Source organism: Hymenobacter miniatus (assembly GCF_016427455.1).
Lineage (GTDB): Bacteria > Bacteroidota > Bacteroidia > Cytophagales > Hymenobacteraceae > Hymenobacter > Hymenobacter armeniacus.
Window position 1 is genome coordinate 192,070 of sequence record NZ_JAELXR010000009.1, and the last position, 13,991, is coordinate 206,060.

General features: G+C 62.9%; 8 protein-coding genes. All 8 read left to right on the forward strand.

Annotation, left to right across the window (positions count from 1 at the left end):
• Positions 1–72 precede the first annotated feature (72 nt).
• Positions 73–2,460: a CaiB/BaiF CoA transferase family protein gene (locus JAO73_RS23055; RefSeq protein WP_233169227.1), complete on the forward strand. Its 2,388-nt coding sequence runs from the start codon at positions 73–75 to the stop codon at positions 2,458–2,460.
• A complete protein-coding gene (locus JAO73_RS15425; RefSeq protein WP_198978037.1) occupies positions 2,450–3,691 on the forward strand; it encodes an extracellular solute-binding protein in 1,242 nt (413 codons plus the stop codon). The genes JAO73_RS23055 and JAO73_RS15425 overlap by 11 nt, the downstream gene beginning before the upstream one ends.
• On the forward strand, positions 3,684–4,760 hold the full coding sequence (locus JAO73_RS15430) for a Gfo/Idh/MocA family protein (RefSeq protein ID WP_198978038.1): 1,077 nt from the start codon (positions 3,684–3,686) through the stop codon (positions 4,758–4,760). Before JAO73_RS15425 ends, JAO73_RS15430 begins: the two co-directional genes overlap by 8 nt.
• A 121-nt stretch (positions 4,761–4,881) precedes the next feature.
• The gene (locus tag JAO73_RS15435) at positions 4,882–5,325 is read left to right on the forward strand and encodes a MaoC/PaaZ C-terminal domain-containing protein (RefSeq protein ID WP_198978039.1); all 444 of its coding nucleotides are present in this window, start codon (positions 4,882–4,884) and stop codon (positions 5,323–5,325) included.
• A 32-nt stretch (positions 5,326–5,357) separates the two neighbouring features.
• Positions 5,358–6,662, forward strand: coding sequence for an L-fucose:H+ symporter permease (fucP, locus tag JAO73_RS15440; RefSeq protein WP_198978040.1), 1,305 nt, complete (start codon positions 5,358–5,360; stop codon positions 6,660–6,662).
• Between the two features lie 203 nt (positions 6,663–6,865).
• On the forward strand, positions 6,866–10,324 hold the full coding sequence (locus tag JAO73_RS15445) for a glycosyl hydrolase (RefSeq protein WP_198978041.1): 3,459 nt from the start codon (positions 6,866–6,868) through the stop codon (positions 10,322–10,324).
• A 12-nt stretch (positions 10,325–10,336) separates the two neighbouring features.
• A complete protein-coding gene (locus JAO73_RS15450; protein ID WP_410504997.1) occupies positions 10,337–12,382 on the forward strand; it encodes an aceric acid hydrolase in 2,046 nt (681 codons plus the stop codon).
• 266 nt (positions 12,383–12,648) lie between these two features.
• Positions 12,649–13,989 (forward strand): sialate O-acetylesterase, encoded by a 1,341-nt coding sequence (locus JAO73_RS15455; protein ID WP_233169228.1) that lies wholly within the window; start codon positions 12,649–12,651, stop codon positions 13,987–13,989.
• Positions 13,990–13,991: the final 2 nt, after the last annotated feature.

The following is a 13,991-nucleotide window of genomic DNA, read 5'->3' on the forward strand; positions in this document are numbered from 1 at the left end:
ATCCTCACGTCCATACTCGCTGCGCTCGTTGCGCGGACTCGCAGAGTCCACGCTACATTAAATGCTAACCCCATGTCCCTCCCCCTTTCCGGTCTTTTAGTTATCGAGTTCAGCCAGTTTCTGGCCGCGCCCTCGGCGGGCCTGCGGCTGGCCGACCTCGGCGCACGCGTTATCAAGATTGAGCGGCCGGGCACCGGCGAGGCCGGCCGGCAGATTGCCATCAAAAACCTGTTTGTGGAAGGCAGCAGCCTGGTTTTCCACACCATCAACCGCAACAAGGAATCCTACGCCGCCGACCTCAAGAACCCCGATGACCTGGCCCAAGTGAAGCAGCTGCTGGCCCGGGCCGATGTGATGACCCACAACTTCCGGCCGGGCATTATGGAGAAAATCGGCCTCGGCTACGAAGAAGTACGCGCCTTGAACCCGCGCCTTGTCTACGGTGTGGTGACGGGCTACGGCGCCACCGGCCCCTGGGCCACCAAGCCGGGCCAGGATTTGCTGATTCAGTCGATGTCGGGCCTTACGTATTTGTCGGGCACGAAGGACGATGGGCCGACGCCTTTTGGCATTGCCGTGGCCGATATTATCTGCGGCTCGCACTTCGCCCAAGGCTTGCTGGCCGCGCTGCTCAAGCGCGACCGCACGGGCCGTGGCGCGCTGGTTGAGGTAAGCTTGCTGGAGTCGGTGCTCGACATGCAGTTTGAGCTGCTGACCACCCACCTGAACGACGGCGGCCAACTGCCCCAGCGCGGTGCGGCCCGCGGCACTGCGCACCCCTACCTGAGCGCGCCCTACGGCATCTACCAAACCCAGGACGGCTACCTGGCGCTGGCCATGGGCAACCTGGATAAGCTCGACGCCACGCTGAAGCTGGATATTCTATCCGATTACCCCACCGCCAGCTCCTGGTTTGATGGCCGCGACGATATCAGCGCCCGCCTTGCTACTGCTTTGCGCGAAGCCCCTACCGCCACCTGGCTGGCGAAGCTGGAGCCGCTGGGCATCTGGTGCGCCGAGGTGCTGAACTACCAGCAAGCCACCCGCAGCCCCGGCTTCGAAGTGCTGGGCATGAAGCAGCTGGTGAAGCTCAGCGACGGGCAGCAATTGGCTACCACCCGCTGCCCCATTCGGATTGATGGCGAGAAGCTGTATTCGGATAAGGCCGCGCCGAAGCCAGGGCACAATACAGCGGCCATCGGCGAGGAGTTTGGGCTGGTCGGCTCATTTTCACAACAGGCTTCTGATTCGCAAACGCTTCGCAACGCGCAAGACCCGCTGGAAACTGCCAACCAGAAGCCCCTCGCTGGCCTGCTGGTCGTCGATTTCAGCCAGTTCCTCTCCGGCCCATCCGCCGCCCTGCGGCTGGCCGACATGGGGGCGCGCGTCATCAAAATCGAGCGGCCCGAAACGGGCGACATCTGCCGGCACCTCTACACCTCGAACGTCATCATGAACGGCGAGTCGTCGGTGTTTCACGCCATCAACCGCAACAAGGAAAGCTTCGCCGTTGACCTAAAAAACGAGGACGACAAAGCGCAGGTGTGGGAGCTAATCAGCCGCGCCGACGTGGTGATGCACAACTACCGCCCCGGCGTGATGGAGCGCCTGGGTTTCGACTACGCCCGCGTGAAGGCGCAGAACCCTAGCGTGGTGTACGGCGAAATATCCGGCTACGGTCCCGAAGGTCCCTGGCGCGACAAGCCCGGCCAGGACCTGCTGCTGCAATCGGTGTCGGGCCTGACCTGGCTGAGCGGCAACGCCGACGCCGGCCCCGTGCCCATGGGCTTGTCCATCGTGGATATGCTGGCCGGGGCGCACTTGGCGCAGGGGCTGTTGGCCTGCCTGGTGCGGCGCGGCCGCATCGGCGCGGGCGGGCTGGTGCAGGTGAGCATGCTGGAATCGGCGTTTGACTTTCAGTTTGAAACCCTCACCACCTTTTTCAACGACGGGGGCGCCCTGCCCGCGCGGACCCAACACAACAATGCCCACGCCTACCTCGGCGCGCCCTACGGCATCTACCAGACCAGCAATGGCTTCCTCGCGCTGGCCATGGGCTCAATCCCCAAACTGGGCCAGTTGCTGGGCTGCGAGGCGCTGCTGAGCTACCCCGAGCCCGCGCAGGCCTTCACCCAGCGCGACGAGATAAAAGCCACGCTGGCCGACCACTTACGCACCGACACCACCGAAGCTTGGCTGGCCGTGCTGGAACCCGCCGACATCTGGTGCGCCAACGTGCTGAGCTGGGACAAGCTGCTGGCCCACGACGGTTTCGCGGCGCTGAACATGGTGCAGGAGGTGACGATGGCCGACGGCTACCGCTACCGCACCACGCGCTGCCCCATCCGCATCAATGGCGAGCTGCTGACCTCGCCCATCGGCTCGCCCCAGCTGGGCCAGGACAATGCCTCCATCCTGGCCGAACTCACCACCTTGCAGCCCGCCCGCCATGACGCCTGAGCCCGCCGTTTTCCGCATTGCCGTGCGCAAGTTCGGCCCGTTTGAAAGCGCTATGGCGAAGCTGTGGGCTAGCTTCTGCGAGGAAACCGGCTGCCCACTAGCCGTGGAGATGGTGCCCATGGACCTGCACGAGCTACACGCCAGCCTGCTCACGGATGAAGGCTTGAAAAACGGTGCCTGGGACGTGGCCCACATCAACACCGACTGGCTGGCCGAAGCCCACGCCGCCGGGGCCCTCGAAAACCTCACGCCCTACCTCACCACGAACCCGCCCGCCGACTTTCCGCAGGGCTGGAGCCCCTCGTTGCTGGGCATGCAGCAATTTGGCGACACCGCGCTGGGCCTGCCCTTCCACGACGGGCCGGAATGCCTAATTTATCGCAAAGACCTGTTTGAGAACCCGCAGGAGCAGGCCCGTTTTCAGCAACTACACGGCCGCCCATTGCAAGTACCCGAAACCTGGGAAGATTTCCAGACGGTAGCCCGCTTCTTCCAGTGCCCGGCCGATAACCTGTACGGCTTCGTAGCCGCCGGCTACCCCGATGGCCACAATACCGTCTTTGATTTCTGCCTGCACCTCTGGACGCGCGGCGGCGAGCTGGTCGACGCCCAAGGCCACGTTTGCATCGACAGCGCGGCGGCAGCCGAAGGCCTCGCATTCTACCGCCAGCTGCTGCGCGACCAGGCGGCCGTGCACCCACATACCATGCAGTACGAGTCGGTAGCGGCGGGCCAGGCATTTGCGCGGGGCGAAGCGGCCATGATGGTGAACTGGTTCGGCTTCGCGGCCGTGTGCGACGTGGACGCCGCCTGCCCGGTGCGCGGCCGGGTCGACATTGCCCGCATTCCGCACGGCGCGGGCGGGCAGTCGGCTTCGCTGAACGTGTACTGGCTCTACGCCATCGGGGCGGGCAGCCGGCACAAGGCCGTGGCCTACGACTTCCTACGCTTCGCCACGCGCCCCGAAAACGACAAGCTCCTGACGCTGGAAGGCGGTATCGGCTGCCGCCTTTCGACTTGGCACGATGCCGAGATTAACGCCCTCGTGCCATACTACCACAAGCTCGAAATGCTGCACCAACAGGCCCAAAGCCTCCCGCCCAAAGCCAACTGGGCGCAGATTGCCGGCATCATCGATGAGGTGGTGCTTCAGGCCATCAACACCGACGCGCCCGTGGCCGATTTGCTCGCCGCCGGCCAGGAAAAAATCAATTCGCTCGACCATGTTTAACATCGACAGCCACGCCATCAACTACCTCCCCGTGCTGCCGCAGCGGCCGCTGCCCATCGTCATCATCGGCGCGGGCGGCATTGTGAATGACGCGCATTTGCCGGCCTACCGCAAGGCCGGTTTTGAGGTGGTCGGCATCACCAACCGCACCCGGGCCCGGGCCGAGAAGCTGGCCGCCGCCTGGGGCATCCCGCACGTGTACGACTCGGTGGCCGACGCCGTGGCCCACGCGCCCGCCGAGGCCGTGTACGACATCACCATCATGCCCGAGCAGTTCGTGGAAACCCTGAACCAGCTGCCCGACGGCGCGGGCGTGCTGATTCAGAAACCCATGGGCGACTACTTCTGGCAGAGCCAGGAAATCCTGGAGGTGTGCCGCCGCAAAAGCCTGGTGGCCGCCATCAATTGCCAGCTACGCTTTGCGCCCTACGTGGCCGCCGCCCGCGAGATGCTGCGCCAAGGCCTCATCGGCGAGCTGTACGACCTGGAAGTGCGCGTGACGCTGGAAACGCCCTGGGAGCTGTTTCCGCACGTGATGGTGCACCCACGCCTTGAAATTCAGTACCACAGCATCCACTACATCGACTTGATTCGCAGCTTCCTGGGCGAGCCCGGCCGCGTGCTGGCCAAGACGCTGCGGCACCCGGCCAAGGCGCTGTCGTCGTCGCGCTCCACCATTCTGTTTGATTATGGCGACACGATGCACGCCGTCATCAACACCAACCACGACCACTCCTTCGGTCCCGAAAACCAGGAGAGCTTCATCAAGTGGGAAGGCACGAAAGGCGCCATCAAAGCCCGCATGGGCCTGCTGATGGATTACCCGAACGGCGTGCCCGACAAGTTCGAATATTGCCTCATGCGCGAAGGCGAAAAGCCGGTGTGGCACACCGTGGCGCTGGAAGGCTCGTGGTTTCCGGATGCCTTCATGGGCACGATGGGCAGCCTGATGCGCTACAAAAACGGCGAAACCGATGTGCTGCCCACCAGCGTGGAAGACGTGATAAAAACCATGGCCGTGGTGGAAGCGGCCTACGCATCGAGCGACGGGAACAGCCCAACAACTTGAAAAAACGGTCATGCAGAGCGTAGCGAAGCATCTTGCTTGCCACCACTAATTACACCCCGAGCGAGATGCTTCGCTGCGCTCTGCATGACCGCCCAACAATGAGCAACTGACAACTAAGAATATGTACTTCAAATCGACCTTTTTCGAAGACTACACCCTCGGCGATAAGCGCGTGACGCTGGGCCGCACCATCACCGAAACCGACTTCGTGGTGCACGCCGGGCACACCGGCGACTTCTTCCCCCACCACCTCGACGCCGAGTGGTGCAAAACCCAGCCCTTCGGCCAGCGCATCGCGCACGGCACCATGATTTTCAGCATCGGCATCGGCCTCACCGCCTCCGAAATCAACCCCGAAGCCTTCTCCAAAGGCTACGACCGACTGCGCTTTGTGAAGCCTGTGTTCATCGGCAGCACCATCCACTCCGAAGTCACGATTTCGGCCAAGGAGGAAGGCAAAAAGCCCGGCTACGGCACCGTGACCGAGCACGTGGAAGTCATCAACGAGCACGGCGAAGTGGTGCTGGCCTGCGACCACCTACTGGTGGTGAAACTACGCGCCTAATTCCCCGACTTAATTCCCTAAAATCCCACCCAATGGCCCTTGCTCCCGCTTCCCCCCCACCACCCATTGCCACCGGCGGCCCCGTCAGTGCCCGCGCCTATTTGCTGCCTTTTATCTTGGTGGTGGGCGTGTTTTTTCTGTGGGGCATGGCGCACAGCCTCGATTCTATTCTTATTCCGCACCTCCAGAAAGCCTGTCAGCTCAACAACCGGCAGTCTACCCTGGTCGATACGGCCGTGTTCCTGGCGTACTTCCTGATGGCTATTCCGGCGGGAATACTACTCAAGCGGCTGGGTTACAAGGTCACCATTATTCTGGGGCTGCTGGCTTTTGCGGGCGGGGCGTTTCTGTTCGTACCCGCCGCCGATGCCCGCTCCTATGGCCTGTTCCTGGCCGCGCTGTTTATCATTGGCTGTGGGCTAACGACGCTGGAAACCGCCGCCAACCCTTATGCTGCCGTGCTCGGCCCGCCCGAGTCGGCGACGAGCCGGCTGAACCTAGCGGCGTCGTTCAACGGGCTGGCGGTTTTCGTGGCGCCCATCATCGGGGCCAACCTGATTTTGTCGGGCAAGGAATACACCAAGTCTCAACTGGCCGCCATGCCCGATGCCGTCCGCATCACCTACCTCAACCACGAAGCCGCGGCCGTGAAACTGCCCTACATCGTGCTGGCCAGTGTGCTGGTGGCCGTGGCGGTGCTGTTCTTTTTCAGCAAGCTGCCCGAAGTTCGGGCCGCCGAAGCCGAGCCGTCGAAAGGCGGCGGCTTCTTCGCGGTGCTGAAACACCGGCACCTCGCCTGGGCTGTGGTGGCGCAGTTTTTCTACGTGGGGGCACAGGTGTGCGTCACGAGCTTCTTCATTCGGATGGCCAAACAGGGCGCCGGGGTTGATGAGAAAACGGCCGGCTACTACCTGGCCGTGTACGGGCTGCTGTTTATGGTGGGGCGCTTCATTGGCACGGCCCTGCTGAAGTACATCGCCTCGCAGAAGCTGCTGTCGATTTATGCTGTTGTCGCCATGGCGCTGTGCGCGGTGGCCGTGTTCGGCGACGGGGCTTATGTCATCTACGCCTTGGGCGGACTGGGCTTTTTTATGAGCATTATGTTCCCCACCATTTTCGCCCTGGGCATCGCCGGCCTCGGCGACGACACCAAGCCCGGTTCATCGTGGCTGGTGATGTCCATCGTGGGCGGCGCCATCATGCCTCCCCTCATGGGCACGCTCATCGATATGCGCGGCGACAACATCCAGATTGGCTACCTCATCCCGATGGTTTGCTACCTGGTGATTCTGCTCTTTGGAATGTACGGCTACCGGGTGAAGGGGCGGCTGGTATGACCCCACCCCCGGCATCGTTAACCCCACCCCCGGCCCCTCCCCTCCGGGGGAGGGGAGCCTGACGTTAAAGGCTCATACAGATGATTATCAATAAAAAAATTAGCACTACTGTCTTAGCATCAGGCTCCCCTCCCCCGGAGGGGAGGGGCCGGGGGTGGGGTTTTGCGTTTGGGCTACTCCTGGCGTGCGCCCTGCCGGCCTCGGTGTGCGCCCAGCAAGCGCCCGATTTAGAAGCCGTCTTCAAAAACCCGCCCGAAGCGGCCCGGCCCTGGGTGTTTTGGTACTGGATGAATGGGGCCGTGACCCCAGCCGGCATCACTGCCGACCTGGAAGCCATGAAGGAAGCCGGCATCGGCGGGGCCTATCTGATGCCGATAAAGGATGTGGAAAACCCGCCGGCCATTTCGCCGCCCGCCCGGCAGCTCTCGCCGCAATGGTGGGCTATGGTGAAGCACTCCATGCAGGAAGCCGACCGACTGGGCCTGAAACTGGCCATGCACGTGAGCGACGGTTTTGCGCTGGCCGGCGGGCCATGGATAACGCCGGAGCTGTCGATGCAGCACGTGGTATCGGCCCAAACGCAAGTGACCGGCGGCAAAAAGCTGAGCCTGACGCTGCCCCAGCCGCCCCGGGTGCAGGGCTACTACCGCGACGTGGCGGTGTACGCCTTTCCCACTCCAATCGGTAGCGGTGTTTCAACAGCCACGATTAAGCCTACCATAACCAGCAGCCTGACCGGCGAAAACCTGGAGCCACTGGCCACGGCTGGCAATAAGAAAGGCTTCAAAACCAGCGAAACCGGCTGGATTCAATACGCATTCGACCAGCCCTTTACCTGCCGCTCTATCCGCATCCGCTCCAACGGCTATAACTACCAGGCCAACCGCCTGCGGGTGGAAGTAAGCGACGACGGCCGCACCTTTCGCGAACTGACGCGGCTACAGCCGCCCCGCAGCGGCTGGCAGGACAGCAGCGCCGTGACGCACGCGCTGCCCGCCACCACGGCCCGGTTTTTTCGGTTCCTGTACGACCCCGTCGGCTCGGAGCCGGGCGCCGAAGACCTCGACGCAGCCAAGTGGAAGCAGAGTCTGAAAGTGTCGGAAATACAGCTGTCGGGTGAGGCGCGCATTCATCAGTTCGAAGGCAAGAACGGCGACGTGTGGCGCGTGAGCCAGCGCACCACACCCGCCCAACTGCCCGACGCGCAATGCGTGCCCCTTGGCAAGGTTTTCAACCTGACCGACAAGTTCGACGCCAACGGCCGCCTGACCTGGACCGCGCCGCCCGGCCGCTGGACCATCCTGCGCATGGGCCACACCAGCACCGGCCAAATCAACACCACCGGCGGCGGCGGGCGCGGGCTGGAGTGCGACAAGTTCAACCCCGCCGCCGTGAGCCTGCAGTTCGACAAGTGGTTTGGCGAGGCCGTGCGGCAGGGCGGGCCGGAGTTGGCGGCGCGGGTGCTCAAGGTCTTCCACGTCGACAGCTGGGAGTGCGGCTCGCAGAACTGGTCGGCCAACTTTCCATCGGAGTTCAAGCAGCGGCGCGGCTACGACCTGCTGCCCTGGCTGCCCGTGATGGCCGGCGTGCCGCTGGGCAGCGCCGACCAGTCGGAGCGGGTGCTGTTCGATGTGCGCCAGACCATTGCAGAGCTGGTGAACGATAAGTTTTATGTAACGCTAAAGGAATTGGCGCACGCCAAAGGCTGCACATTTTCCGCCGAGGCCATCGCGCCCACCATGGTGAGCGACGGCCTGCTGCACTACCAGCACGCCGACGCGCCGATGGGTGAATTCTGGCTGCGCAGCCCCACCCACGACAAGCCCAACGACATGCTCGACGCCGTGTCGGGCGCGCACATCTACGGCAAAAAAATTGTGCAGGCCGAGGCTTTCACGGAGCTGAAACTGGCCTGGGACGAACATCCCGGCATGCTCAAAGCCTTGCAAGACCGTAACTACGCGCTGGGTGTCAACCGCCTGGTGTACCACGTGTTCGTGCACAACCCCTGGCTCGACCGCAAGCCGGGCATGACGCTGAGCAGCATCGGCCTGTTTTTCCAGCGCGACCAAACCTGGTGGAAACCCGGCCGCGCCTGGGTCGACTATGCCCGCCGCTGCCAGGCGCTGCTGCAGCTCGGCCGCCCGGTGGTAGACGTGGCCGTGTTTACGGGCGAGGAAACGCCGCGCCGGGCCATCCTGCCCAACCGCTTGGTGAATGACCTGCCCGGCATTCTCGGCCCGCAAGCTGTGGCCGCCGAGCAAAAGCGCCTTGCCAACGCGGGCCTGCCCATGCGCGAGCAACCCGAAAAAGTATCTGCCTCGGCAAACATGGAAACGGCCGACATGCTGGTGGACCCGCTGCACGGCTACCAATACGATTCCTTCAACAAGGACGCGCTGCTGCGGCTGGCGAAGGTAGAAAACGGCCGCATCGTTCTGCCGGGCGGCGCCAGCTACGGCCTGCTGGTGGTGCCTGGTGCGCTGAAAATGAGTCCGGATAGCAGCGCTATGTCGCCGGAGGTGGCGAAGAAGCTAAAGGAACTGGTGCAGGCAGGCGCCACGATGTTGCTTAACCGACAGCCCAATCATTCGCCGGAACTGCGAGGCTTCCCAAACGCCGATAAAGAGGTACAACGCATTGGGGAAGAACTGTCAAGCATTTCTGAATCTGTGGAATCCTCCGCAACACAAGCTGCCTCAACTGCTTCCATCCCGGTATTGCCAGGGCATTACAAACAGGCTACTTACACTGATAATGGTGCGACAATTCGAGTGTTGCACGGGCCTTACAAAGCCGACTCATTTTTGCCAATTGGCTTGGAGCGTGACGTAACTGCCAGCACAGCCGGCGGCCAGCGCGCCCGTGGCATCGCCTGGACGCACCGCACCGATTCTCAATTCGACATCTATTTCATCTCCAACCAACTCGACTCGGCCCGTACCATCGACCTCAGTTTGCGCGTAGCGGGCCGCAAGCCGGAATTGTGGGATGCCGTAACCGGTGAAACTCGCCCGGCTTCCGCTTGGAAAACTGAAAACGGCCGCACGCTGCTGCCGCTTAATCTGGACCGCAACGGCTCCATTTTCGTGGTATTCCGCGAGCCGAGCACGCAGACTGGCACCCACGCGGGTGTGAACTGGACGGAAACGCGGCCGGTGCAGACCCTGAACGGGGCTTGGCAAGTGCGCTTCGACCCCACAATGGGCGGTCCGGCGCAGCCGGTGGCCTTCGCTCAACTCACCGATTGGAGCAAGCACCCGAATGCGGCCATCAGCCATTATTCCGGCACCGCCGAGTACAGCCAAACTTTCAAGTGGAAACCGGCGAAAGGGACGCAGCAGCGCGTGTGGTTGGAATTGGGCCAGCTCGCCAACATCGCCGAAGTGCAGCTAAACGGCAAGCCCTGCGGCATTGCCTGGACGGCCCCCTACCGCCTCGACATCACCGACGCCATCCGGAAAGGCGACAACGAGCTTCGCATCCTCGTCACCAACACCTGGGCCAACCGCCTCATCGGCGACCAGAGCATCCCGCCCGAAAAACGACTCACCCAAACCACGGCCGCTTCGCCGGCTGCTAACAAGCCGCTGCTGCCGGCCGGCATGATGGGGCCCGTGCGCCTCAGCACCAGCCACCTTACTGACTCGCAACCCCACTAATCTATTATGAACGTGTCAAATTCTGTAATTCGCCTGGGTATTCTCGGGCTCGGGCTGGCCTTGGCAGCTGTGCCCGCGCAAGCGCAGCAAAAGGCCCTCGTCAATACATCTACCAGCACCCACGCCAAGCTCAGTAGCGTGGACATGGGCAGCGTGCAGTGGACCAAGGGCTTCTGGGCCGAGCGGTTCGACGTGTGCCAGAAGTCGATGATTCCGACAATGTGGGCGCTCTACCACTCCGACCGCAACCATGCTTACAAAAACTTCGAGATTGCGGCCGGCCTGGAGAAAGGCGAGCACAAGGGGCCGCCCTTCCACGACGGCGACTTCTTCAAGCTGCTGGAAGCGCTGTCGGCCTCTTACGCCGTGACGCACGACCCCAAGCTGGACCAGCAGCTCGACGAGGCCATTGCCCTAATTGTGAAGGTGCAGCGGTCCGATGGCTACATCAGCACCCAGAGCACCATTGCGGAGTTGAACAATCCGAGCCAAAAGGCCGCCTTCAAAAACCGGCTGAATTTCGAGACCTATAACCTGGGCCACCTGATGACGGCCGGCTGCGTGCACTACCGCGCCACGGGCAAAACCACGCTGCTCAACGCGGCCAAGAAAGCCACCGACTACCTGTATAATTTCTACAAAACGGCTTCGCCCGAGCTGGCGCGCAACGCCATCTGCCCGGCGCACTACATGGGCGTGGTGGAGATGTACCGCACCACCCGCGACCCGCGCTACCTGGAGCTGGCCAAGAGCCTGATTGACATCCGAGGGCTGGCCGCCGACATCGGCACCGACGACAACCAGGACCGCATTCCGTTCCGCCAGATGCAGAAGGCGGGCGGCCACGCCGTGCGGGCCAACTACCTCTTTGCCGGCGCGGCCGACGTGTACGCCGAAACTGGCGACGCGACCCTGCTCACCACCTTGAACAAGATGTGGGACGACGTGACCCAGCACAAAATGTACGTGACGGGCGCCTGCGGGGCGCTTTACGACGGCGTGTCGCCCGACGGCACGGCCTACAAGCCCGACACGGTGCAGAAAATCCACCAAGCTTACGGGCGCGACTACCAGCTGCCCAACTACACCGCCCACGGCGAAACCTGCGCCAACATCGGCAACGTGCTCTGGAACTGGCGCATGCTGCAGGTAAGCGGCGACGCCAAGTACGCCGATGTGCTGGAAACCGCCCTCTACAACAGCGTGCTTTCCGGCATCAGCCTCGACGGCACGAAGTTCCTCTACACCAACCCGCTGGCGTATTCCGACGCGCTGCCTTTCCACCAGCGCTGGTCCAAGGACCGGGTCGACTACATCAGCCTCTCCAACTGCTGCCCCCCCAACGTGGTGCGCACCATCGCGGAGGTGAACAACTACGTGTATAGCACTTCCGACAATGGCCTGTGGGTGAACCTCTACGGCGGCAGCACCCTGAACACCAAACTCAAAGATGGCGCCCCGCTGAAGCTGCGCCAGGAAACGAATTACCCCTGGGACGGCGCCGTGAAGCTCACGCTGGACCAGGCGCCCAAGAAGGCATTTTCGGTGTTTTTGCGGGTGCCGGGCTGGTGCGAAGGCGCCACGCTGCTCGTGAACGGCAAACCCGTGGCGGCCACCCTCACGCCCGGCAGCTACGCCGAAATTAACCGCCCGTGGAAAGCCGGCGACCGGGTGGAACTGAGCCTGCCCATGCCCGCCCAGCTCGTGGAAGCCAACCCCCTGGTTGAGGAAACCCGCAACCAGGTAGCCGTGAAGCGCGGGCCCATCGTGTACTGCCTCGAAGCCAAGGACCTGCCGACCAACCAGAAGCTCTCGGGCCTCACGCTGCCCGCGGCGGCCAGCTTCACACCGCAGCACCAGCAGGTGGAAAACAGCGACGTCGTATTCCTCACCGGCCAGGCCACGCTCATGCCCGCAGCGGCGCAGTGGGGCTCGCAGCTCTACCGCAAGCTGCCCGCCGAAAAGCCCGCCACGGTCCCGGTCACGCTCATCCCCTACTACGCCTGGGGAAACCGCGGCCACGCCGACATGGAGGTGTGGATTCCGGTGAGCCGGTAGGGCCCAATGCTACGGTTTCTCGCCAGCCGTGGCGCCTCACCCCCCGGCCCCCTCTCCGAAAAGGAGAGGGGGTGTCTTACGATTATTATTAGCAAGCAATTGATTACATGAAAGTAAAAACTAGTATTGTAAAAAAGTCATCCGGCTCCCCCTCTCCTTTTCGGAGAGGGGGCCGGGGGGTGAGGCGCCACGGCTGGGCAATTCTTCTCTTCTTCCCCTTCCTTACCCACGCCCAACTCCGCCTGTCCTCCCTCTTCACCGACAACATGGTGCTGCAACAGCAGGCCGAATGCGCGGTGTGGGGCTGGGCCAAAGCCGGCAACACCATCACCGTCAGCCCCTCGTGGAGCAAGCAGAAATACACTACCCAGGCCGACGCGGCCGGCAAGTGGCGGCTGAAAGTGAAGACGCCGACTGCGAGCTATACCCCCTACACACTGAGCATCAGCGGCGACGGCCCGGCTGTGCAGCTCAAGAACGTGCTAGTGGGCGAGGTGTGGCTCTGCGGTGGGCAGTCGAACATGGAGATGCCGATGAAGGGCTTCAAGGGCCAGCCGGTTCTGGGCTCGAACGAGGCCGTTCTACACTCGAAGAACGAGCAGCTGCGGCTGTACACCGTGCCCCGCTCGTCCGTCACGGAGGTGCAGGAAAACAGCAAGCCCTCGCCCTGGCGCTTGGCCGAGCCTGAAGCCGTGAGCAACTTCAGCGCCACGGCCTACTACTTCGGCCGGTTGTTGCAGGAGCAGCTGCGCGTGCCGGTGGGCCTGTTGCACTGCAGCTACAGCGGCTCCTTCATTGAAGCGTGGATGGACGCCGAGAACCTGCGGCAGTTTGCCGGCGTGAAGATTCCGGCCAAGAGCGATACCATCAAGCTGGTGAGCCGCACGGCCACCACGCTCTACAACGGCATGCTGCACCCCATTGAGGGCTACGGCATCAAGGGCGCCATCTGGTACCAGGGCGAGTCGAACTACGACCGGCCCGACGAGTACGCGCAACTGTTCGCCGCCATGGTGAAGCAGTGGCGCACGAAATGGGGCATGGGCGACTTCCCGTTCTACTTCGCCCAGATTGCGCCCTTCGACTACACCCGCACCTCCAAGAACAAGGGCGGCAAGTACAACTCGGCCTTCATCCGCGATACCCAGCGCAAGCTGCCCGACCAGGTGCCCAACACCGGCATGGCCGTGCTGCTCGACGTGGGCGAGGAAGCCAGCATCCACCCCATGCGCAAGGAGCCCGGCGGCACCCGCCTGGCCCTGCTGGCCTTGGCCCAAACCTACGGTCTGAAAGGCTTCGGCGCCCTCAGCCCAACTTACGAATCGTTGACGGTGAAAGACAATACGGCCACCGTGCGCTTCAAAAACTCGCCGATGGGCATGACAACGTTTGGGCAGGAGCTGACTGGCTTCGAAATAGCCGGTGCCGACCAGAAATGGTACCCGGCCAAAGCCAGCATCAGCGGTAGCAGCATTACTGTGTCGGCCGAGGCGGTGAAGGCGCCGGTGGCGGTGCGTTACGCTTTTCAGGACTTTACGCAGGCCACGCTGTTCAGCAACGAAGGGCTGCCGGTGTCGTCGTTCCGGACGGATGATTGGGCGCAATGAGA